The sequence below is a fragment of the Spirosoma luteum DSM 19990 genome (assembly GCF_000374065.1).
Taxonomy (GTDB): Bacteria; Bacteroidota; Bacteroidia; order Cytophagales; family Spirosomataceae; genus Spirosoma; species Spirosoma luteum.
In genome coordinates, this window is the sequence record NZ_KB893268.1 from 163250 (window position 1) to 187304 (window position 24055).

Consider the following 24055-nt stretch of genomic DNA (forward strand, 5'->3'; position numbering starts at 1 on the left):
CAGGGGCACCTACCGGCTGCGGTTGCTTGCCGTTTTCATTCGCCAACAGTATCCCGAAGAAGAACTCCAAAATCTGAAAATAATGCAAGTGCCAACGGTAACCGCGTTATTGTCCCAGTTCATGAGTACCTGAACAATATTCGGCTTGCAGATTAAATCGATAAAGGGAACAAAATCGGTAATTTGACGGGCTAGCCGTGCTTGTGCTAATAACATTGATACGGTGAAAGTGGGCAGGTATAAGCTGTTATGATTGTGTAGCGACTATTTAGCTTGCATACAGTTTTCTTGCGTTAGCCACCCGTTTGTTTCAGCGCGTTGTAATCCGATACACCCGAACAGGCGTGTCGGTTGGCCCCGTTGGGAACGTGAGTGCATCACCGGTCTGCTGAAACGCAATGGCTTTGTCCTGCTCGTTTACCACCGACACAATCTTACTGTCCAGCGCGTTCAGCGTCAGATTTTTGACGTTTTTTATCGAATAAAAACAGGTTGATCTGCTTTCCCTTCCGGGTGCTGGTGTACTGACCATCCACCACAAAAGGCCCGCCAGTTGTGCCGTAAACCGTATTGCCGTGCCGGGCTAACCACTGGCCTACCTGCTGCATACAGCTGATGGCCTCCGGCTCAAACGTACCGTCGGGGCGGGGCCCGATGTTGAGGAGGTAGTTGCCCCCGTCGCCCACCGTTTTCAGCAGGTCATCTTCCTGACGGGTTCTGCCGTTAATTCTACGTCGGCTACCCTGGCGCCTATTTTAGTCGACGCCCGATTGATCAACAATACAAGCTCAGCACTCAGGGAGTGCCTGTTTGTTTGGTGTTGATTCCCTTGAAGAAAAAGAAAAGACGTTTCGGGCCCTTTGTCAGCACAAGTTTCGCCACCTGACAGGTGGCGAAACGCTTCTGATTTTACCAACTACTGAATAGGAGGTTACTCCCAGCACTCCCCGGCTAAAGTAGTGATTCGTAGCAGGACGATATCGGGATCATCTTTGCCTTCCGGAAACCAATCCCGTAGTGAGTCATCCCATAGCGCATCAACCTTAGCTTGATCGGTGATTACTTCGGCATGTCCAGCCGTGCTTACCGATACGTGTGATTGGGGATTGGAAAAACCCAAAGCAATAGCGGAATGCTCTCGGATGTGGGCTACTTTCTGAGAACCTTGCCGGGTAAAAAACCACATGGTCCCATCAGGATCAAGTTGATGGGTAGCCATCGGTCGAGTCCGCAGCGCTCCCGTGGGTGCCTGGGTGGTGAGTAAGGCAATGCGAATATCTTGTATGTGGTGTTTGATCTGGTCAAACTCCTGATCCGTAATTGTTCTGGTATCGGGCATCCGGGTTAATCATTAATGACAGGCTTTTAAGTGAGCGTTGAATGGAAAGGTTTTGTAATTCGTAGGGCTAAAGAGAAAGACTATACGGTGAATCTTTTCTTCGTATATTTATCGTCACCAGAAATGGCAGTTAGTCGGGTGGCTAAACGGGTTGAATCGGGAGGACATAACATCCCGGAAGATGTAATTCGTCGCCGGTATGAGCGGGCTTTAATAAATTTTTTCACGCTTTATCTACCAATATGCGATTTTTTCCTCTTCATCAATAGTAGTGGGAAGGGTCTTGTTGAAATAGCGAAAGGGAGTATGGATATTGACGTGTATGATTATAAGTTGTGGGAAAAACTGAAAAACGACTATGGAAACAATCGCTGAAAAAGATATTTCAGAAAAAGTAATGAACGGCTTCCGACTCGCTCACAAACGGTTGGTCGAAAAAGCCAAGCACGACGACGAATTGATCATTGCTGATAAAGAGGGTAAGCCCGTTCGCGTGAAAGCCCGCGACCTGTAACGTATAATCCTGTTTAACGATATGAAAAACGCCCGCTGCAAACGGGCGTTTTTGTTTTTCCCCAATACCGGTGCTATCGCTATCTTTACGGCCTACAACTCCATCAATACCCATCTTCTTTTATGAAATACTGGCTTTCCATTTGTTTTGCCGTTATCCTCGTTCTGCCCGCACAGGCGCAACTGACCACCAACGGAAGTTTCGTCCGTGATAATTACCAGAAAACAGAGTATAAAGTCGCCATGCGGGATGGGACCAAACTGCACACAACGGTGTACGCTCCCAAAGATGCCTCGGCCACCAATCAGTACCCTTTTTTGATGCAGCGGACCTGTTATAGCGTGGCACCTTACGGCCCCGATGCCTATCCGGCCCAGCTTGGCCCGTCGGAAACGCTCATGCGCAACAAGTTTATTTTCGTGTATCAGGATGTTCGGGGACGCTGGAACTCGGAAGGCACCTGGACGAACATGACCCCCAACCTGCCCGACCCACCAGCCGCCACCGCCAAAAAAGGGCGAAAAGCAGCAGCGGCCACATCGTCTACGGCTGGAGCACCCGATGAGAGTTCGGATACGTACGACACCATCGAGTGGTTACTGAAAAATGTGCCGAACAACAATGGTCGCGTGGGGCAGTGGGGTATCAGCTACCCCGGCTTTTACACGGCGGCTTCTCTGCCCGATGCCCACCCCGCTTTAAAAGCCGCTTCTCCCCAGGCACCGGTATCGGACTTCTTCTTCGACGATTTTCACCATAACGGCGCGTTCATTCAAGCCTATCTGTTCACCTTCCCGGTGTTTGGTATTCAGCACCCGGAGCCAACCACGAAGGCATGGTACAACGACGGGTTTATTCAAACCGGTACTAAAGATGGGTTTCAGTTTCAATACGACCTTGGGCCGCTTAAAAACGTCGACAAATACTACAAGGATAATTTTTACTGGCAGGAAACGGTCAACCATCCGAACTACGACGAATTCTGGCACAAACGCAGCATTATCCCCGCGCTGAAAAATGTTCGTCCGGCGGTGATGACCGTGGGGGGCTGGTTCGATGCCGAAGACCTGTACGGGCCGCTGACCATTTATAAAACCATCGAGAAAAATAACCCTAATACCTACAATACGCTGGTAATGGGGCCATTCGGTCATGGACGGTGGAGCCGCGAAACGGGCCATACGCTGCACAGTAATGTGTATTTTGGCGATAGCATCGCTACGTTTTACCAGCGGAACATTGAAGCTAAATTCTTTAACCACTTTTTGAAAAGCGCGGGTGATGGCAAAACGGGCGAGTCTACGTCGGGCCTGCCCGAAGCATACCTGTTCAACACGGGGCGCAATGAATGGCGGCAGTTTGATAAGTGGCCCGCGGCCGACGCACAAACGAAACAGTATTTTCTAAACGCAAACGGATCGCTGGCCAATGCCGGTGGAACGGGTTTCTCGGAGTTCGTAAGCGACCCCATGAAGCCGGTACCCTACACCGAAGACAATACTACAACATCGGGCTTTACGCCGTTCAACTACATGTCGGAAGACCAGCGGTTTGCTGGTCGGCGCCCCGATGTGCTGACGTTTCAGACCGATGTACTGACGGAAGACCTGACGCTGGGGGGCGAAATCATGGCCAAACTGAAAGTGAGCACAACGGGAACGGATGCCGATTGGGTGGTAAAACTCATTGACGTGTACCCGCCCGATGAACCGAATCATGCGTACATGCCGAATAAAAATATAACCCTCGGCAACTACCAGCAGATGGTACGGTCGGAAGTCATGCGGGGCCGGTTTCGTAACTCCTTCGAGAAACCCGAACCGTTCAAATCGGGCGAAGTGACCGACGTGAATTTCCGGTTGCAGGACGTGCTGCACACCTTCAAAAAAGGGCATCGGATGATGATTCAGGTCCAGAGCACCTGGTTTCCCCTCATCGACCGTAACCCGCAGACATACGTAGACAACATTTACAAAGCCGACGAAAAGGATTTTCGGAAGGCAACCCACCGGGTGTACGATAATTCGGTGATTGAGGTACAGGTGCTAAAATAAAACCAGTTGCTATATCAGGCAGTTGTTGACGTATGTTCCGTAAGTGGGCGATTTAAATCGCCCACTTACGGAACATATATTGTCACTAGTGGAACATACACCCAGCTGACATTGGCATGACATTAACAAAAACTTTATACTATGAAAGCGATTTGGAATGGCGAGACAATTGCCGAAAGTGACAACACTGTTGTTGTCGAAAACAACCATTATTTCCCTAAAGACTCGGTAAAGCCCGAATACCTGACTGATAGTACCACCCACACGACCTGCCCCTGGAAAGGACTGGCTTCGTATTATTCACTGTCGGTCGACGGGAAAACAAATCCCGATGCGGCCTGGTACTACCCGGAGCCCAAACAGGCGGCCAGCCAGATTAAAGACCATGTAGCCTTCTGGAAAGGCGTTCAGGTCGTGCAATGATCGAGATTACAGACCTGACCAAACGGTTTGCCGGTCAAACGGCCGTCGATGGGGTGTCCCTGCACGTTGGTCAGGGCGAAACGCTGGTGCTGCTGGGCACCAGCGGCTGCGGAAAAACGACGACCCTGAAAATGATTAACCGACTGATTGAGCCTACCAGTGGGTCAATCCGTGTCGATGGTATCGACGTTCGGCAGCAACCCGGCCCCGAGTTCCGCCGGCGTATTGGATACGTTATTCAGGACGGTGGGTTATTTCCGCATTATACGGTGGCAGAAGCCATTGCTACCGTCCCCAAACTACTTGGCTGGGAACCCGACGCTATTCTGGAGCGAACCCGCGAACTGATAGCCAAACTACAACTGCCCGAAACGATCCTGTCGCGCTACCCCGGCGAATTAAGCGGGGGGCAGCGTCAGCGCATTGGGCTGGCGCGTGCACTGGCTGCCAAACCTCCGGTGGTGCTGATGGACGAACCATTCGGGGCCCTCGACCCCTTCACCCGTCGACACGTTCGGCGGGAGTTGTTCGGGCTGAACGAACTGCGCGAAACAACGGTGGTGCTGGTGACGCACGATGTCAGCGAAGCCCTCGAACTGGCCGACCGCATTGCCCTGATGGATAAGGGGCAGCTTATCCAGATTGGCCCGCCGGATGACCTGCTGAATCAGCCCGCTACCGATTTCGTCCGGGAGTTTCTGGACAACAAACCCCACCGGCTGCCTGACTGATATAGCTCAGGTCAGCCCTAGGCACAAAGATGCCGGGATAACGGTCATAATAGCCACTCGCTGGTACATGTACCAAGTCAATCCGTTAGCCACTAAGAGTACTATTTAGCTTATATAGTGTACAGGTCTCTGATAATCAGGTAGATGTACGTTTTATTTCGCGGGGTTTCACGCTTTATTCACTCGTTGACAGGCCATACTTTTACTCAAGTTTCTGCTCCAGCTAGCCCGGGTGAGTGGTAAACGCGAGAAAATTAGTAAAACGTCAAAACCTTAACTACTTAAAACTATAACACTCAGATTCATACGGGAACGCATTGTTTTCGATCCCTCTAAAAACATAATTCAAAATGAGCCACGGACGGTGGCTTTCCCCAGTGCTGTTCGCTCGGCACATGTTGCGCTTAACGGGTTCGATGTAAGTTATACAGATGGGGACCATCACATTTTGAGGCAGCTTGTGGATATCAGTGACCCAACCATCGTTGGTAACGCAGTGACTTACAACGTTAGCCTGTTATTGAGAGATGGTTCTGGAACCATCGATGACCGTTACCAGGGTACGGTAGATACCTTAATTATTGCTGATACCGTTAACTGATATAGTTTTCTATCGATAGGCAGGCAGTACTGAGTGGGCTATCCGAAAGGGTTGACAAAAGTGGGTAACTACTTTTGTCAACCCTTTCGGGTGTTTTTATGAACCAATTGAGCTAGCTTACACGTGTGGTCGTACCAATCCCACGGAACGCCAATCCAGCAGTACGATTAGCACGCTCTCACTTTCATGACCAACTTTTTTTCCTTCGTCCGCGACCACGCCGATAAATTGCTGGAGCAAACGCTGACGCACATTGGCCTGACGTTTCTGTCGTTGCTGGTGGCCTTGCTGATTGGCGTACCACTGGGCATCCTGATTGCGCGTCGGCAACGGCTGGCGGGTAGTGTGCTGGGCGTGGCAGGGGTGTTGCAAACGGTACCCAGTGTGGCCCTGCTGGGATTTCTGATTCCGGTGCTGGGCATTGGCGTCGGCCCCGCGCTGGTGGCGTTGTTCCTGTACGCACTGCTGCCCATCATTCGCAATACCTACGTCGGCATTACAGAAGTGAGCCCGTCGGTGAAAGAAGCGGCTCGCGGACTCGGTATGACGCCCAATCAGGTGCTGACCAGGGTGGAATTTCCACTGGCGCTACCCGTCATTTTCGCGGGGGTGCGTACCGCTACGGTCATCAATGTGGGCGTGGCTACGCTGGCTGCCTACGTGGCAGCCGGTGGACTGGGTGAGTTTATTTTTAGCGGCATTGCGTTGAGTAACGTCAACATGATGCTGGCGGGGGCCATTCCGGCGGCTTTACTGGCCGTGGGCTTCGATTTCGGATTAGCCCGGTTACAGCAACTGTCAGGGCGTAAACTACGGGTGGGAGCACTGGCTTTTGTGATACTGGTCCCCTTCATATCCGCTTTTTATCTGCTGCCCGGTCGGCAGGATAAACTTGTTGCCGGGTTTGCCCACGAGTTCTACGGCCGCGCCGATGGGTATCCGGGTCTGCAAAAAACGTACGGCCTACACCTACAGCCCCGGCTCATCGACCAGAATCTGATGTACGAAGCCATCCACCGGGAGCAGGTCGATATTATCAGCGGTTACTCTACCGACGGGCGTATCAACGCTTTTGACCTGCTGGTGCTGGACGATAATCGCCATGCGTTCCCGCCCTATGCTGCTGCCCCCGTTATCCGTAAAGCGACCCTGATTCGCTACCCGGACCTGGAACCGACGCTTAACAAACTGGCGGGTAAGCTCACCGACTCAATCATGACAGCCCTGAATTACCAGGTCGACTATCAAAAAGTATCGTCGGAAATTGTGGCCCGAAATTTTCTGACCCAGGTCGGTTTGCACAAACCCGGCGCAGGGAAATCTTCCGAACGAACCGAAACGGTGGTGGTGGGCACGAAGGTGTTTACGGAGCAATACATTCTGGCGGAGGTTTACCGGCAACTCATCGAAGGGCAAACGAACCTGCGTGTCGTTACCAAGACGGGACTGGGAGGCACACAAATCTGCTTCGATGCCCTGCGGACGGGTACCATCGATTTTTACCCCGAATACACCGGAACGGGCCTGCTGGTTATTCTGCAACCACCGGTCAAAACCCTACAGCAACTGCCCATGCAAACGGACTCGGTATACCAGTTTGTACAGCAGCAGTTTCAGGCACGCTATCAGATGGACTGGCTAAAGCCGCTGGGTTTCAACAACAGCTATTGCCTGATGATGCGCCGGGAGCAGGCCCGGCAACTGGGTATCCGTTCTATCGAGGACCTGGTGCAGTATCTGGCCCGGAAGTAACGTGCCGCATAGAGACGCGCCCATTTTTACACTCTGTACAATCAAAAATAAGCCTGAAACCAGTTCCGGTATCTGTACTGTCTGTAAGTAAGTGCGAGACGTAGTCGTACCGTTTAATTGGCTTATTCTTTATACAGGAAACCGGTACTATTCATATGATATTTCTTTTTTGATTAAAAAGTAGAATTTATATAACTATATGGTTGATAACTCTCTTAACCAAACATTAAGCTTTATTTTTGTTTTTCATCAAAACTTAATTCAACCAAATGAAATGTTTTCTACTACTTTTTCTTATGGTTCTTGGTAGTGCTTTTTGCACTATAGCCATAGGGCAACAGGAACGGCAGGTGACAGGGAAAGTTACTACAGCCGAGGATGGAAGCCCTATACCGGGGGCATCGGTGGTAGCCAAAGGCACCACCAAAGGAACGCAAACGGATGCGGAGGGTAACTTTACCCTGACATTGCCCGACAACATCGGTACACTGGTGTTTAGCTTTGTGGGGGTAACAACTCAGGAAGTAGCCGTCGGAAACCGGTCGGTAATAAACGTAGTCCTGAGTAACGATTCCCGCTCGCTGGATGAGGTGATTGTAACCGGATACGGTTCGCAGTCGAAGCGTAACCTGACGGGTAATATTGCCAAGGTGGGGTCGCGGGAAATTGAAAATATTCCGGTTCCCAGCGTAGAGCAGGCCCTTCAGGGAAAAGTGGCCGGGGTGCAGATCACGGCCCTAAACGGTAAAGTAGGGCAGGGGTTGCAGATAAAAGTTCGCGGTTCGGCCTCGCTGACCGCTAGCAGCCAGCCGCTGTACGTGGTGGACGGAATTCCCATCACCTCGGCGGATCAGTCTTCCACAACGGCTCCCACCAACCCCATTGCCGATTTGAATCCCAACGACATCGAGTCGCTCGAGATTTTGAAGGATGCCGCATCATCGGCTATTTACGGGTCGCGGGCCTCAAACGGTGTGGTACTCATCACCACCAAAAAAGGGCGGGCCGGTAAAACGACCTTCGATGCCGGAGTGCAGGTTGGGGCCAGTACGCCTACGCACCTGCGGCAGTGGCTCAATACCCAGCAGTACGTTGAGTTGTTTCAGGAAGCGCGGGCCAATTCGGATGCGTTGGGGATTCCGGTTTATTCGGAAACCTCGCTAACGAACCGGTTCACCCGCTATGCAGCCGGTGATGCCGCTGGCTGGCAGGGTGCCAACCCTACCTACAACACGGACTGGCAGCAGGAAGCTTTCCAGAAAGCACCTTCGCAACAGTATGACCTGAGTGCCCGTGGGGGCGATGCTAAAACCCGTTTTTTTATCTCCGGGCAGTACTTCGACCAGAGTGGCATTTTAATTAAAAACCGGTTTCGCCGGTTGAGTGGCCGCGTTAATCTGGACCACAGTGCTACGGACAAGCTGACCCTGGGCGTGAATATGAACCTGTCACACTCGATAAACGACCGCGTGTCGAACGACAACGCCTTCTCGACACCGTTGCAGATTGTGGCGCTGCCACCCATAACGCCCGTCATTGACCCGCGCACGAATCAACTCAGTGGCGATTATACCCTGTATTACAACCCGCTGCTGAACCGCGATTTTGCCGCTATCCAGGCACGGGTGTATCGTATAATCGGCAATGTGTATGCCGATTATAAACTAATGCCGGGCTTGTCTTTCCGGACTGAGTTCGGAACGGACTTGCTCAGCCAGCAGGAAGAAGAATATTACGGTCGCGAAACTGCCCGTAACACCGGTGCCGCCAATGGTCTGGGTTCGAACAGCTTCCGGCAGGTGACCAACTACACCACGAACAACTTCTTCTCTTTTGGGCGGACCATTGCCGAAAAGCACGACGTAGACGCTACCCTGGGAATGTCGTACCAGGAGTCACGGGCGAACTTTAACTCGGTAACGGGTCAGCAATTTCCGAGTGATGCCTACAAGCAACTTACGGCTGCGGCTAAGGTTACGGCGGGTACCGGAACGGAAACGAGCTATAGCTTCCTGTCTTATTTTGCCCGGGTGAATTACCGCTTCAATAACCGGTACCTGATCGGTGCATCGGGTCGTATCGACGGTTCGTCGCGCTTCGGGGTGAACAATCGATACGGCTTTTTTCCGGCGGTTTCGGCAGGCTGGATCCTGACGGAAGAAGACTTCCTGAAAAACGCAGGGCCGTTGAGCCTGCTGAAAATCCGGGCCAGTTACGGACTGACGGGTAATGCCGAAATCGGTGATTTCAGTTCGCTGGCGTTGTATGCCGCTACGAACAATGCCGCTACATCGGCGGGGTATGCCGGGGTACCGGGACAGGCTCCTTCGCAGATTCCGAACCCGGACCTGACCTGGGAAAAAACGCTGCAAACCGACATCGGACTGGAATTTGGCTTCCTGGAAAATCGCTTTTCGGGCGAACTGGACTATTACGAGAAGAACACCAGCGGGCTGCTGCTGAACGTGAACGTGCCAGGTTCATCGGGTTTCCGGACGCAGTTGCGTAACGTGGGTAAACTGCAAAATAAAGGGTTCGAGTTCGTTTTCAATTCCAGAAATATATCGGGCGCGTTCAACTGGACAACCTCGCTGAATATCGCCTATAACAAAAACATCGTGACCGACCTCGGCGGCACTACCATTACGGGGAGCTTTCTGAACCGGGCGCAGGAAGGGCAGCCGCTGGGTGTGTTTGTCGGGCCGGAGTACGCGGGTGTTGATGTGCAGAATGGTGATGCGCTCTACTACAAAAATACGACCAACACGGATGGTAGCCTCGACCGTGGCACTACCAACGACTACAACAGTGCTGCGTACGTGCCGCTGGGCAATCCCTCTCCCAAGTTCATTGGCGGCATCACTAATACGTTCAGCTTTGCGGGTGTTGATCTGAGCGTGTTATTCAATGGTCAGTTTGGGAATTACATCTACAACGGTGGGGGTAAATTTCAGTCGGCGAACGGAGATTTCTTCGATAATCAGTCGGTCGATCAGTTGAACCGGTGGCGAAAACCGGGCGATGTTACTGACGTACCACAGGCCCGCCTGTTGGGTGGCAACGGTACGGGGGAGTCGTCCCGCTATCTGCAAAAAGGGGATTACGTTCGCCTGCGAACCTTTACGCTGGGTTATACGCTGCCTAAAGCATTGCTGAGCAGTATTCATCTGAACCGGGTTCGGGTTTACGTGACGGGCCAGAACCTGCTCACCTTTACCAAGTACACCGGCTGGGACCCGGAAGTAAACTCCGACGCGTATGTGACGGGCGTAAGGGGACCAATCAACATTGGGGTTGACTTCTATTCGGCTCCGCAACCGCGTACTATCATTGGTGGACTTCAAATAGGTTTTTAATCAACGACGAAAGACAGATCATGAAAAGCTATAAATCAGTTTCTACGGCGTTGGCCCTATCGGTCGGTCTCTGGCTGACCGCCTGCAACAGCCAACTCGATATTAAGCCGGTCAACTCGGTGGCTACCAGTCAGGCACTCAGCACGGCTGCCGACTTAAACGCCCTGCTGGTGGGTGCCTACGATGGGCTGGGCGGTGTTAACTTATACGGCGGTAGTTTTATTCGCGATGCCGAACTGCTGGGAACCACACCGGCTACGGGCGATGTGCTCTGGACGGGGACATTTGTGGGTCCCCAGCAGATTTACGTTAAACGTATACTGGTAAACAACGATCAGGCTGATGCAACCTGGACCAATGCGTACCGTACCATCAATATCTGCAATACGGTGCTGGCTAACCTAAGTCTGGCCCTGGCGGCCGATCAGCCCCGCATTGAAGGGGAAGCCAAGTTTATCCGGGGATCGCTCTATTTTGAACTGGTTCGTCTGTACGGCAAAACCTGGGGTGATGGGGATAATAACACGAATCCCGGCGTACCGATTGTGACAACACCAACGGTTGTACTGGATGCCAATTCCAACGTGCCACGTAGCTCAGTAGCGGCTGTGTACACGCAGGTACTTCAGGACCTGACCGATGCCGCAGCCAAACTTCCGGTTTCCAATGGGTTCTTCGCCACAAAAGGAGCCGCCAATGCGCAGTTGTCGCGGGTGTATCTGCAAAAAGCCGACTACCCAAACGCAGCCAAAGCCGCTGATGCGGTCATTTCCAGCAAAGCGTATCAGTTGGTACCACTGGACAATGTGTTCGACACGCGGGAATCGCAGAATGGGGTTAACACTCCCGAAACGATTTTTGCCATACAGACTACCGATCAGGATGGCATCAATGATCTGAACACGTTTTATGGTTCATCGGACGTGGGTGGGCGTGGTGATATCGAACTGACCGAGACATTCCTCAATCAGTTTTCACCGGGCGATGGCCGGGCTGATTTGGTGTATACCGATGCTGTCGATGCGATCCGAACGGTTAAGTTTATCAATCAGTACGGCAACATTCAGGTGCTTCGGCTGGCCGAAATGTACCTGACCCGCGCCGAAGCCAACTTCCGGGCGGGCACAACCCTGGGCGATACACCCCTGAATGACATTAACCTGGTGCGTGCCCGTGCCGGGGCTGCTCCACTGACGGCGGCTCAGCTTACCCTGGCGAATATATTGAAAGAACGTCGGCTCGAGCTGGCCTTTGAAGGAACGTACATTCACGACCTGAAACGGACTAAATCCAATGTGGGCACACTGGCGTACAACGATCCGAAGCTAATTTTTCCGATTCCACTACGGGAGATAACCACCAACCCCACACTGACTCAGAATAGCGGTTACCTGTAAAAAGAGTGGCAAACAAAATGCGCCCACCCTAAAGTAGGGTGGGCGCATTTTGTTTGTATTAAACCCTAAACTACCGGGCATGGTCAAACGTTTATAGAGTAGAAACCACAACAGGAAATGACCATGAAACGTCGATTACTTACTTGTCTGCTACTGCTACTGGGTGCGTCGGGACTGCGGGCGCAGGTGCAGTACACGACCGAGAGTCCGCGTGTCGATGATATCAACGACCGCGACGTAGTCATCAAGCGCGTTGAACTAACGGAGCAATATACCATTGTGTATATGAAATTTGAGGCTCCTGGTACTACAAAAGGCATACCCGGCAGCGACTGGCCCTTCCGAATTCCGATGCCTAACGGCAATGGGCGGGGCATTATAACAGGTAGTAATATTGGGTTTCAGCCCTCTGCGCGTCTGTACGTCAATCAGGGCGAGCGTTCGTATAAATTTATACGCGCAGAAAATATACCGCCCGAAACCAGGAGAAGCGTTCAGCCCGGTGAGCGGGTAGACTTTGTCGCTTATTTTGAACGGATAGATCCTGGCTATACCGTTTTTGATTTGTTTGAATGCCGGGACACCAGGAGCACCGTTTGCTTTAACTTCTGGGGCGTACATATCATCAATCCTAAAAAGAAAGATACGTACGCACAGCGAACGCCGAAAACACCGGTTCCGGTGCAGCCAAAACCCCAGACTCCGCAGCCGAAGTACACGCCCCGTACGTCGCCGGGCTTAGGCTCACCAGAACCGGAACCCAAATCCGCTGAACCCGTTGCACCTGCGCCCACAGCGGTGGCTATAAAGGGCGTAACGCGAAATGCTAAAACGAAGAAGCCCATTGTAGCTACCGTAACCTACCGGCTCATTTCGGGGGCAGAATCGGCGGGGGATGATCCGGCCGACTCTGTACGGAGCGTCAGCCCGGCGGGGAACTACAAAATTGACATCGAGAAGCGCGGTGTCTACGCCGTTACGGCCTCGGCCAAAGGATATTTCAGCCAGAGTGATACCCTGGCGACGAACCGTACCGACGTGGCGCGTAATTTCGACCTGGTACCCATTGAAGCAGGGGAGAAAATAACCCTGAAAAATATTTATTTCGACGTGTCGAAGTACGATCTCAAACCGGAATCCTTCCCGGAACTGGACCGGCTGGTAACGCTCATGCAGGAGAATCCAACGATGAACATCCGGCTGGAAGGGCATACCGACACGGTGGGTGAATTCGACGCAAACGTTGAACTGTCGCGCAACCGGGTTAATGAAGTGAAGGCTTACCTGGTTAACAAAGGCATCAGGACTGACCGCATCGAAACCGTTGGCTACGGACCTTCACGGCCCATCAACACCAATAAAACCCTGAAAGAACGCTCCGAAAACCGGCGGGTAGAGATGGTGATTGTGAAAGTTTAAAACCAGTTTACGGTTTTTAGTTTACGGTGGGCTGACGTGGGATAAATACTAACATCAGCCCACCGTAAACTAAAAACCAAAACCGTAAACCAAAGATCGAATACCACAAACATTTATGAAACAACCCTTCGACCTCAACACTGTGCTGGCGCATGTGGAAGAAGCTATCCGACCTTATCCCAAAGCGGCTATGTTCGATTTGTTTGAGCGGGGGTACAACAGCCTGTTCGAGCAACTGATTTCGTGCATCGTCTCGATCAGAACGCTCGACGAAACGACCATTCCGGTATCGTTACGGCTATTCGAGCAGGCCCGAACGCCCGAACAACTCCTGGCCCTCGACATTCCGACACTGACGCAACTGCTCTACGGCACCACCTACCCCGACCAGAAAGCCTATACCATGCGTGGCATTGCCGAGCGAATCATGACTGAATTCGGTGGACAACTCCCTGCTGATTTTGCTACCCTGACCTCATTGAAAGGGGTTGGTCCCAAGTGCGCCAACCTGGCATTGGGCGTAGCGACGGGGCAGGCGGCTATCAGCGTGGACGTACACGTGCATCGGGTAGTCAACCGCTGGGGGTATGTGCAGACCAAGCAGCCCGAACAAACGCTGAAGGTGTTGGAAGTGCAGGTGCCTAAAGAGCAGTGGACGGATATTAACCGGCTGCTGATGCCATTTGGTAAGCACATCTGTACCGGCACGCTACCGCACTGTTCTACCTGCCCGGTGTTGCCCTGGTGCCAGCAGGTAGGGGTAGAACGGCACCGCTGAATTACCCCTTCGTCAGCGCCTGCTTCAGGTTAGCCAGTGTATTCCGGCAGGCTTTATCGATCTGGTTGTATAAGTCGGCTTGCTGGTTAGCCGCCTGCTCGACTAGTTTCTGATCGGCCGTTTTGCTACCGGTCGCCCTGGCTATTTCGCTGGTCGTTCCACTACTGGCCAGAACCGGCACCGTCAATCCATTGCCTTCAACGATTAGCTCGGTAATGGTAGCCCGGTAGCGGCCGTATTTGGGCTCAATAGTGAGCACGTACCGGACAAGCTGTTTATTGATGGAAAAGGATGATTTGACGAACAGGATATTGTGTTCCTGATCGAACTGCTGCTCTGTGGTAGGGTTGCCGGCGTAGTGACTGCTGGCCCATGTGCGTACCTGCTCCATCAACTGCCGGGCGGGCAACTTGGCATTTGGAACCCGCACAATTTCCTGGTACTGAACCTGCCCCACTTCATTGGTTGGCAAGCGTACCTGCGCCAGGGCAGGTGTTGAAAACAGGAGAGAAAGAATGAGTAAGTATTTCATAAAAATGATAGTCGATAAACTGCACTGAAAGGGTATCTATTTGGGAAACCAACGCGACAACTGATTATTCTCCCCGTTGCCAGATGATAAAATCCGTTACCGGGGCTTCGGCCAGCAGCGGTCTGATTAACTGGACAATTTGCCCCCGGTGGTAAGCCGCATGGTGGCTCATATGGGTGAGTATCTCCAACGGCGTATTTTGGTATGCCATACCTTTGGAGTTGACATAGTGTACGGATTGATTCAGTTTTTCCATGGTTAAAATCCTGACGTAGCTAACCACCTGATCATGTTGTCGCTCGGCGGTTTCAATCATCCAGCTCACCGGAATATCTTCCCAGATGGGCTGGATGGCCGACTCCTGCCGCATCCGGCTGTACCAAACCTGCTGAGCCGATAAAACGTGCCCCATGATGGTAATAGCCCGTTCGGGCGCGTTGGGCTGGGAGGACAGCGCATTGATAATCCGCAGGTTGGCCCACTGTTCGTAGTCGAGTAACTGTATCAGATAGTCTTTCATGGTAATCCGCGTTTGGTGGCCTGATAGAGTGCTTCCACAATGTTGGTGCGGGTATTCAAATTGCCCATCGTTGGGTTATTCCGGGTCGGGTACACCCGGTTGCACAAAAATACGTACGTCAGGTTATAGGCCGGGTCGGGTTCAACCCAAACGAACGTACCCGTAAAACCGGAGTGGCCATAGCTGGCTGGCGTTGCCGATTGGGGGCCGTTGCCGGTGTATTTGAACGAGGGTTTGTCGAAACCCAGTCCGCGCCGGTTGCCAAGTTCGGGAAACTGATAACGCGTAAAGTCGGCTATGGTCCGTTCCGAAATATACCGCTGCCCGCCGTAACTACCCTTCTGCCGGTACATTTCGTATACCTTCATCAGGTCGTTGGCCGTTCCAAACAGGCCCGCGTGTCCCGATAAACCACCGAGCATAGCCGCACCTTCGTCGTGCACCCGCCCCCAGATGAGGGTTTTGCGAAACAGTGAATCGTATTCGGTTGGCGCAATGCGGGTAAGGGGATAAAACCGGCGCGGATTGAACGTCAGCGTGCTGGCTCCCAGCGGTTCGTAGAATGTCGTTTTGAGGTATGTCTCAAAGTTTTCGCCCGTCAATCGTTTCACCACCAGCGGGTAAAGAATAAAAGACAGGTCGGAGTAAACATACTCTTTCTTGGCGTTCAGGGGCGACTCCTTTATCCGGTCGTAAAGGATTTTGGGATACCCTCTAAACTCGTACAGGCTATCAGTTATCTCGATGGGGAAGCGGGCCGTTCGTTCCGCTTTGAACGTTTTGGGTTTAAAGGTGCCGTCCGGATTTTTCGTTTCTACCCAGAAGGGAATAAACGCTTTCAGTTGAGCCTGGTGCGTCAGCACATCGCGCCAGTTCAGGTTGGCCTTGTTCGATTTTTTGAGAAATGGCAGGTAATCGGCCATCGTGCGGTTCAGGTTGAACTTGCCTTCGTCTACCAGGCGCATCAGGGCCGGTACAGACGCACTCACTTTCGTGACCGAAGCCATATCGTACAGATCGTCCAGCGCAACGGAATCGGGTTCGGCGCCGAGTGAGGAATCGTAGGTCAGTTTGCCATAGGCTTTCTTAAAAATCACCTTCCCGTCTTTCGCCATCTGCACCACGCAACCCGGAAACGCCTTTGCGGTCAGTCCCACGTTCACCAGCGAGTCGACCTGCCGGGTCAGGTACCGGCTGTCGATACCCACTTCTTCGGGGATGGTGTATTTAAGTCGCCCGTTTGGCTGGATGATAAGTCCATCGCCCATCCGGAACGACTGGTTGACCGTAACGGGCAGTTTCCCCGACGCGCCAATGGCCCCGAATATTAACTGGGCGGCTAACTCTTCGGTATAACTGGTGAGCTGATAAGGCATAATCAACGCCCGCGCCTGTTCAATGTTGCGGTTCGGCTGAATGGTATCCATCGGAAACGTCAGTTTGTCCAGTGCGTACACATTCCCGAACACCGTTACCACTGCTTTGCCGGTGGCGACCAGCTCGCTTACCAGGCCGGCGGTTTTGGCCTTTAAGCCGTATTTCGCACTGGGGCTGATGCTGCTCAAGTGTACATCGACCAGGAGCAGGTTGTAGTTTTTCAACGAATCCCGTACCTGCGCCAGTGCCGAATCAGCCATTTGAGAAGTCAGTTGGAAGTGGTCGACTTTAGTGTAATTTCCCGCCATTTGCTGGAAGGCGGTTACTTTGTCGCTTTCAATCGCAACGGATGCGATGCGGAGCGTATCCAGCCGTTGCAGCGGTAGCAGGTTCCTGTCGTTCTTCAGGACGGTCAGGCTGGCTTCGGTGAGTTTACGGTTAAGGAGGTTATCCTGCACGGCGTTAAGGTCACTTACCAGATTATCCAGCACAATGGGTTTGTTCTGATCCAGGCCCACCCAGGCTTTTGCCCGCAGTACCTTGAGGCAGCGGGCATCCAGAGACGCCTGCGAAACCCGTCCGTCGATAACGGCCTGCTTGATGAGCGTAAGAGCGGCCGGTACATTTTCCGTGAATTCCAGGATGTCCATCCCTGCTTCGATACCCAGCTCGTCGGCCTGACCCGACGGGAAATATTTCGTGACACCCTTCATGTTCATGGCATCCGAAAAAATCAGGCCCTGGAAACCCAGTTCGTTCTTGAGCAGGTTCGTCACAATGGCGGGGGAGAGCGTCGACGGCCGGTTGCGGGTAGTATCGAGGGCGGGAATGTTCAGGTGGGCAATCATCACGCCCAGTGCGCCGGCATTGATGAGCTGCCGGAATGGATACAGTTCGAGGGAGTCCAGTTCTACGCGGCTCTTGCTGATAAGGGGCAGGTCATAGTGCGAATCGGTACCCGTATCGCCGTGACCGGGGAAGTGTTTAAGGCTGGTGATGAGGTTATTATCCTGCATGCCCCGCATGTAGGCAAGGGCTTTTCGGGCCACGTTGTACTTGTTCTCACCAAAGGACCGGAAGTTGATAACCGGATTATTCGGGTTGTTATTTACATCCACCGACGGCGCAAAATTGACGTGTACCCCCAACCGGCGGGCCTGCCGGGCCAGATTGGCACCCATCCGGTAAATCAGCGAATCGGACGCTGCCCCCTGCATGGCACCCAGGGTCATCTGATAGGGGTAACGAACCGTGCTATCCAGTCGCATGGCCAGCCCCCACTCCGCATCCATGGCCAGCAGCAGCGGCACGGACGCAGCCGCCTGGAGCCGGTTGGTGAGTTGCGCCTGTCGTACCGGCCCCCCCTGAAACATAACCACTCCACCAACTTTGTGCCGCTGGATGAGTCTGACCAGCGAGTCTTCGTACATCCCATTGCGGTTAGAGTAGCCTGCTACCATAATCAACTGGGCAATCCGGTCGTCGGGGGCCATGTTGGTAAACACCGAATCGACCCAGCAGACCTGACGGGCATTGAGTGGCAGAAAAGAAGGCGGAGTGGATTGAGCGAACGCCGTTGTCCCTATTAGAACGCTGAGCAGACCGATTAAAACAGGTCGGTAATGGGGCATGAGTGATGAAAGTGAATCGTGAAGAAGCCAAAATTACAAAAAAAGTCCCCGACACTTTCTCAAAAGAAATAATGCCGGGGACGAAAAATTAGAATGACTGTGCTACCTGCTATCGGCGGCTTCGGTACTCGGGGCCAACCCCAAAGCTATAACCCAGGGTTAGAGTGATGGTTGAGTTATTGATGTTCTGGTTTGGGTCGATGGTAATATCGCTCAGGCCGTAGCGGTAACGGGCATCAATCAAAAAGTGCTGCCGTTCGGCCAACCCTTTAAAATTAAGCTGAAAACCAGCAATCAAGCCTAAATCCAGGTCATTGAACTGAGCACTGTTATTAAAATCAGGTGAGGCAACACTTTGCTTGACATTATCAGTCCTTTTCGCGTTGAGCTTGATACCCAGGGAGGGACCAAAAAACAGGTTCGGCCGGAAGTTGCCGCTCAATGTCAGGAAGTAACGCAGGGCTACCGGAATTTCGAGGTAATTGATCCGTTGTTTGTACGATTCGTTGTTCTGGGAGAATTTGCCCCCCATCTGCGAATACAGAACATCGCCCGATATACCGAAATGGTTTAGGGAACTGTACATCAGAAAAGCACCGGCTGTTACGCCGGGGCGCAACATATAGCCTTGTGCATCACGGCCGAATGTGGACATATTCAAGCCTACCCGCGGACCCGCGCTGAAGCGCTGCTGGGCGTAACTTGCTGACAGAGAGCAAACCGTGAGGACGGATACTAGGAAAGTAGAGCGTACTAAAGTTGGGCGAAACATAATTAAATTAATAGTTAATATTCGGGAGTAACGCCCAATGTTTCGCAAATGTTACAAAGAAGTTATCCTGTAGTGATAAAAAAATGGGTTGATTACCGAAAACGGGGTGGGTAGCGGGTGCAAATCGACGCGTATATAAGCATTAGCGCCTGTAATGAATGGAGTATTGTTACCTATACGTAAACGTACCTGCTAACCTATCAATGGGTGCTTTCAAGTGCGTCCCGGGTTAATCTGAAAAGATTCTCACATTAATTTTTTCTTTTACTTTGAAATGCAAAGTACTTTTTAGTAGCTTTGAATCGTGAATTAATCACTATAGAACAAAGCAATCATGATTACTCAGAACAGACGACTTTTTGGCATTGTGCTTACCGTGGTATGTATATTGCTCATCCCGTTACTGGCGATGCAGTTTACGGATGAAGTGAACTGGACCCTGGCCGATTTTGTCGTTATGGGTGTCCTACTGCTTGGTACCGGTTTTATGTGTGAACTTGTAATAAGAAAAGTAAGCAGGACTGAGTACCGAATCGCTATCTGTGGGGCAATCCTGATAGCCCTCATCCTCATTTGGATAGAACTTGCCGTCGGTATATTCGGATCACCCTTCGCCGGAAGTTGATCAGCGAAAGAGGGAAGCCGAAACGTATGGAACCGGTTCCGGAGGCCATGTTACCTGGTGGCAGGACCGCGGGAGTTCCAGCGAAACGATCCTGGCTAGTGTTGCGGGAGCTACTTGTGAAAGCAAACGAACTCGAGGTGGTAGCGGCTCCTATTTTCAGCCTGGCACAGATCGTAGCCGCGTTGACTTTCCCAATTTACCCCAATCCCAGCGCCAGTACCTGATTCCGGTGTCGGTCAATGTGGAAACGCAGGAACTCGAATCGCTGCCGGATATCCAGTGGGCCGGACAGAACGTGCGGGTGAATAATCGCTTCCAGGTCTTCGTTCGCCAGCGTTGCGGCTAACGCACTGAGTGGCTGTTGCAGGCTGGCAAAAGCCGATAACCAGAAGGCCGAAGGGCCGCCCATGCGGGGGGCAGCAATGGCCGGAACTTGCTCTTTGGGTTGCCAGGTACGCTCAATGATGGTTTCGATGGGTAAACCCCGATGCACCCTTTCCCCTTCCCAGATGGGCGTACCCGCCTGTTTGGCCTGAAAGGCCCGCCACATCCCCCAGATTCCGCCGTGTTCGGCCCAGTACAGGTGCTCGGTATTGTCAACGGCACTCCACCCATCGGGGGTGGGTTTCCTGTGAGCCTGTTCTTCGCTTAGTTTACTGACTTCGTCAATATAACGTGTTCGGGCCGTGGCTACGTCGTGCAGGAGCTGATCGAGTGGGGGCATAAACCGATTTTGGTAAGGAGAAGCCTGAAACTACGCAGAATCCGGATTGGCTGTATCGGTAATGAGGACTGTTTTTAGGGAACGGCAATTTTCCATACTCTCATAATGCCAAAGCCTGAACAGAACGCCCAGGCTTTGGTAATAAACAGTACGTGCTAGTGGTTACGAAATAACTTTCAGCCCATCCGCAAAGGCCTGCATCTGGGGCATGGTGCCCAGGCTCACGCGGCACCAGTACTGCCCGTCGAATTTCCACTGGCGGATGCTCACGCCCTGATCCATCATGCGGGTCACGAAATCTTCACCCTTTATCCGGATGGGGAACAGCACAAAGTTGGTGCCTGAGGGCAGGTAGGTATAACCGTTGGTTTTCAGCGTCTGGTACAGGAACTCCCGCGATTCCAGCCCTTTGGCCAGCGAGTACTTGATAAACTCATCGTCTGTATAGCAGGCAAGGGCCGCACGCAGCGTTGTCATGGTTAGTCCGCCGGGGCCACCGCCCCACTTGCTGATAGCCGCCAGCGTATCGGGTTGCCCAACCAGGTAGCCCAGTCGCAGTCCAGCCATGCCATAGATTTTTGAGAAGGTGCGGGCCACGAGCACATCCTGCCCTTTTTTTACATTCTCAATGACCGAAAACTTCTTCGGGTCGCTGGTGTAGTGAATGTAAGCTTCATCCACGAAGACCGGCTTTTTGGCCGAAACGCGGTCGACGAAGGCCCGTAACGCAACCGGGTCGATGGTTACACCAGTTGGGTTGTTGGGATTACAGACGTACATCAGGCTCGTATTGTCGCCCACGCGCTTTTCCATTTCGGCCAGATTATGATCGTAGTCACCAGCCGTAAGGGGTACTTTGTCCCACTTGGCACCGTGCATGGTGGCGGCCCGCATGAGTTGGTCGTAGGTCGGGTCGGCCGAAATGATCGTACCACCCGGCTTGGCATTGCTGTAGTACATGGCAGCCGCCACTAGCAGCGACCCTGAACCGGGAGCCAGCAGAATCTGCTCCTCGGCTACTCCTTCCTGCTCCGCAATCATTTTACGAAGCTGTGCTCCGTAACTGAATGGGTAGAGATACCCATCGGAAGCGGCTTCCGAGATGGCTTTCAGTGCCTTCGGCGACGGGCCGTACGGATTTTCATTAGCCGACAGCCGCGCTCTCAGTATGCCACCTTTCGGGGGCATCATCGGCATGGTTTCCGGCGTGTCGAGCCAGGGTTCGCAATAGGCATTGGCGGGTAATAGGGCAGGGGCCGCTACGGCTCCGGCACTCATCATCAGGCTGTTCTTGAGCCAGTTGCGACGGTTGAGTTGCATGGTTTTTTTAATGAAAAATGGAGAATGAAAAATGTATGATAAATCTATTTTTTTGTCATTTCGACGCAGGAGAAACCCTATACACGAAGTTGAGATTTCTCCTGCGTCGAAATGACAAAAAGTAAATGCAATCAGTTGATTGCCTGTACCCGCGACAGGCGCGAGAAGGCCTGCCCTTTGTATTCGCCGGTCCAGGTCAGTTGCACACTGCTCCCCGCTGCGGGGGCGGCAATGCCCAGTTCGGCCCAGGTTTTGGCGATACTTGCTTTGCCGGTGGCATCCGTCTTCAACTCGCCGAGGGGCGTACCGGCCCGTGTGCTTAGCTTCAGAGCCAGCGAGGCTACGGGCAGGGAGTCGATACCAACCTTGTTGTTCAGGATGCCAGCCTTATCGAGTTCGTAAATCCGAACAGCCAGCGTAACCGGTCCACTTACTTTTTGCGACACTACCGGCTCGCCCGTTGACCCGCCCCCGTCGCCGGTTGCATTGTCGATGATGACCAGTACCGGTGCCACCACGCGGTCCACGAACGGGTCGTCTACTTTGGTGCAGCCCACCAGGCTCGCGGCTCCCAGCAGGACGCTGATGATCAGGGTATGTTTCATGATTGATAAGTTCAGAATTTGTTTGATGTCTGTCGTTTGATGTTTTTGTCCAGTTCTGTATGCGTGTTATGATTTACTGTTGAACTGTAAACCATCAACCAGTTATTTCTCCGCCCACCAGAGTTTGGTTTTCATGCTGTCATCACCCCCGTTGACGGTGACGCCCTTCCGCACATTTGCTTCGTTGAGCGAGTACTCGGAGGTGGGGTATTTGATGCGGGTGGGCAACACCCCGTCGTTCTCGAAAATGGCGCGTGGGTCTTTCGGTGGCAGTACGGGGAGCCCCGTCCGGCGGTACTCGGTCCAGGCTTCGATGCCCTGCCCAAAGAGGGCAATCCACTTCTGCTCCATGATGGTCTCTTTCGTGGCCTTCCCCACCGTGGCGAGGTACGCATCCGTAATTTTCAGGCCATACTGGTCAAAGGAAGCAGCCATACCTTTCGTAAGGTACGCCTGCGCATCGCCCGCTATGTCGCCATCAAAAGCGGCTTCGGCCAGCGTCAGGTTGAGTTCCGCGAAGGTCATCAGCACACTGGGCGTCGTGGTTTGGGTGAAATACGTCCCCAGCATCGAACTGGTGGCCAGGTAGGTGGTGGCAATGGCATCCGGCAGTCCATTGGCATGCCCTATGTATTTTCCTTCCTTGTTAGGCTGGGCGTATACCGTAATCCGGGCATCGCCCAGGGTGTTGAGCTTGTCGGCCAGGGTCTTGCTGATGTTCCAGTCGGTGCGACTGCCAAACACCATTACCTCGTTCCATTCATTGTTACTGGGGCGCGTGGCGGTGTGTTTCAGGGTTGCATTGTCGGCGTTACTGGTGAAGATGGGGTACTTCGTGGCATCGCCCAGAATTTCGGCCATGATGGCTTTCGACTCCGCCGATTTTTTGGCCGCCTGCCGGTTCGCCAGCCGCAGCCGCAGTGAATTGGCAAACTTTTTCCATTTCAGGATGTCCCCGTTGTACACAATATCACCGGCTACAGCCGGGCCGGTTGTACTCAGCTTCTCGTTGGCGGTTTTGAGGTCGGCCAGCATACCGGCGTATACCTGCTCCATGGCATCGTAGCCGGGTGTATAAACAGGGGCCTCGGCGGTTCCTTTGATGGCTTCGGAATAGGGTACGGCCCCGTACACGTCCGTCAGGAGGGAGTACACCCAGGTGCGCATCACGATGCCAATGCCCTCGTAGTTAGTGTTGGCGAACTTGCCACCCGGCTGCGAGAGCGTAACGATACGCTGAAAATTGACCAGCCCATCGTTGTAGAAACCTTTCCAGTTGTTGTTGTACAACGCCACCGAAATGCCGTAGTTGTCGCCTTCGTTGGAGTAGATGTTCCGGCTCAGGTACTGCATCCAGAGCATGGCTCCATCCAGATTAAGTCGTTCAAAACGGATGTTGCTGCCCCAGTATCGGTCAATGGAGGCTTCAAGCGCGTAGGGCAGCAGGTACTGCGGGCCAACGGCCGTGGGGTTATTAGGGTCCACGTTCATCGTGTCGAAATCCTTCGTGCAGGAGCCGGCTGTGAGCAACGTGGTTATGAGAAGTAAGAGGATTCGTTTCATTGTATTTCGGTTTATGGGTTTC

General features: G+C 52.8%; 20 protein-coding genes. 10 read left to right on the forward strand and 10 right to left on the reverse strand.

The genetic code is table 11. The features are described 5' to 3' along the window. Positions 1-434: 434 nt before the first annotated feature. On the reverse strand, positions 435-728 hold the full coding sequence (locus B156_RS0118745; protein WP_084757792.1) for an alpha-L-fucosidase: 294 nt from the start codon (positions 726-728) through the stop codon (positions 435-437). Positions 729-931: 203 nt separating this feature from the next. Beyond that, positions 932-1339, reverse strand: coding sequence for a pyridoxamine 5'-phosphate oxidase family protein (locus B156_RS29450; RefSeq protein WP_018621315.1), 408 nt, complete (start codon positions 1337-1339; stop codon positions 932-934). A 358-nt stretch (positions 1340-1697) separates the two neighbouring features. Here B156_RS29450 and B156_RS31825 point away from each other — a divergent pair, with 358 nt between their 5' ends. The 9 genes from B156_RS31825 to B156_RS0118805 all read left to right on the forward strand — a co-directional run bounded on the left by B156_RS31825 (position 1698) and on the right by B156_RS0118805 (position 14364). Then, on the forward strand, positions 1698-1853 hold the full coding sequence (locus B156_RS31825) for a hypothetical protein (RefSeq protein ID WP_169518264.1): 156 nt from the start codon (positions 1698-1700) through the stop codon (positions 1851-1853). Between the two features lie 122 nt (positions 1854-1975). Further along, positions 1976-3907, forward strand: coding sequence for a CocE/NonD family hydrolase (locus B156_RS0118765; protein ID WP_018621318.1), 1932 nt, complete (start codon positions 1976-1978; stop codon positions 3905-3907). Positions 3908-4048: 141 nt separating this feature from the next. Then, positions 4049-4330 carry a DUF427 domain-containing protein gene (locus B156_RS0118770; RefSeq protein ID WP_018621319.1) on the forward strand — a complete coding sequence of 94 codons (282 nt, stop codon included), beginning with the start codon at positions 4049-4051 and terminating at the stop codon, positions 4328-4330. After that, complete coding sequence (locus B156_RS0118775; protein ID WP_018621320.1) at positions 4327-5061, forward strand: ABC transporter ATP-binding protein; 735 nt, start codon at positions 4327-4329, stop codon at positions 5059-5061. The genes B156_RS0118770 and B156_RS0118775 overlap by 4 nt, the downstream gene beginning before the upstream one ends. A 787-nt stretch (positions 5062-5848) precedes the next feature. After that, entirely contained in the window at positions 5849-7414 is a 1566-nt protein-coding gene (locus B156_RS0118785; RefSeq protein ID WP_018621322.1) for an ABC transporter permease/substrate-binding protein, read from the forward strand. Between the two features lie 296 nt (positions 7415-7710). After that, positions 7711-10770 carry a SusC/RagA family TonB-linked outer membrane protein gene (locus B156_RS0118790; protein WP_018621323.1) on the forward strand — a complete coding sequence of 1020 codons (3060 nt, stop codon included), beginning with the start codon at positions 7711-7713 and terminating at the stop codon, positions 10768-10770. A gap of 20 nt (positions 10771-10790) precedes the next feature. Further along, a complete protein-coding gene (locus B156_RS0118795; RefSeq protein ID WP_018621324.1) occupies positions 10791-12167 on the forward strand; it encodes a RagB/SusD family nutrient uptake outer membrane protein in 1377 nt (458 codons plus the stop codon). Positions 12168-12284: 117 nt separating this feature from the next. After that, a complete protein-coding gene (locus B156_RS0118800) occupies positions 12285-13586 on the forward strand; it encodes an OmpA family protein (RefSeq protein WP_018621325.1) in 1302 nt (433 codons plus the stop codon). Positions 13587-13701: 115 nt separating this feature from the next. Next, a complete protein-coding gene (locus tag B156_RS0118805; protein WP_018621326.1) occupies positions 13702-14364 on the forward strand; it encodes an endonuclease III domain-containing protein in 663 nt (220 codons plus the stop codon). A 1-nt stretch (position 14365) separates the two neighbouring features. On the opposite strand, the gene B156_RS0118810 is transcribed toward B156_RS0118805, so the two are convergent. From B156_RS0118810 to B156_RS0118830, 4 genes are all read right to left on the reverse strand, one after another. Continuing rightward, the gene (locus B156_RS0118810) at positions 14366-14896 is read right to left on the reverse strand and encodes a DUF4468 domain-containing protein (RefSeq protein ID WP_018621327.1); all 531 of its coding nucleotides are present in this window, start codon (positions 14894-14896) and stop codon (positions 14366-14368) included. Positions 14897-14960: 64 nt separating this feature from the next. Further along, entirely contained in the window at positions 14961-15416 is a 456-nt protein-coding gene (locus B156_RS0118815; protein ID WP_018621328.1) for a DinB family protein, read from the reverse strand. Next, positions 15413-18424 carry a serine hydrolase domain-containing protein gene (locus tag B156_RS0118820; protein ID WP_026260911.1) on the reverse strand — a complete coding sequence of 1004 codons (3012 nt, stop codon included), beginning with the start codon at positions 18422-18424 and terminating at the stop codon, positions 15413-15415. The genes B156_RS0118815 and B156_RS0118820 overlap by 4 nt, the downstream gene beginning before the upstream one ends. 109 nt (positions 18425-18533) lie before the next feature. Then, entirely contained in the window at positions 18534-19196 is a 663-nt protein-coding gene (locus tag B156_RS0118830; protein WP_026260912.1) for a porin family protein, read from the reverse strand. Positions 19197-19530: 334 nt separating this feature from the next. Between B156_RS0118830 and B156_RS0118835 the strand changes: the two genes are divergently transcribed. Beyond that, positions 19531-19821 carry a hypothetical protein gene (locus B156_RS0118835; protein ID WP_018621331.1) on the forward strand — a complete coding sequence of 97 codons (291 nt, stop codon included), beginning with the start codon at positions 19531-19533 and terminating at the stop codon, positions 19819-19821. 196 nt (positions 19822-20017) lie between these two features. Here the strand turns inward: B156_RS0118835 and B156_RS0118840 are convergent, their stop codons facing one another. The 4 genes from B156_RS0118840 to B156_RS0118855 all read right to left on the reverse strand — a co-directional run bounded on the left by B156_RS0118840 (position 20018) and on the right by B156_RS0118855 (position 24033). Then, the gene (locus B156_RS0118840) at positions 20018-20545 is read right to left on the reverse strand and encodes a DinB family protein (protein WP_018621332.1); all 528 of its coding nucleotides are present in this window, start codon (positions 20543-20545) and stop codon (positions 20018-20020) included. 162 nt (positions 20546-20707) lie between these two features. Continuing rightward, positions 20708-21865 carry a pyridoxal phosphate-dependent aminotransferase gene (locus B156_RS0118845; RefSeq protein ID WP_018621333.1) on the reverse strand — a complete coding sequence of 386 codons (1158 nt, stop codon included), beginning with the start codon at positions 21863-21865 and terminating at the stop codon, positions 20708-20710. 131 nt (positions 21866-21996) lie between these two features. After that, positions 21997-22470: a hypothetical protein gene (locus tag B156_RS0118850; RefSeq protein ID WP_018621334.1), complete on the reverse strand. Its 474-nt coding sequence runs from the start codon at positions 22468-22470 to the stop codon at positions 21997-21999. A gap of 102 nt (positions 22471-22572) precedes the next feature. Further along, entirely contained in the window at positions 22573-24033 is a 1461-nt protein-coding gene (locus B156_RS0118855) for a SusD/RagB family nutrient-binding outer membrane lipoprotein (RefSeq protein ID WP_018621335.1), read from the reverse strand. Between the last annotated feature and the right edge of the window lie 22 nt (positions 24034-24055).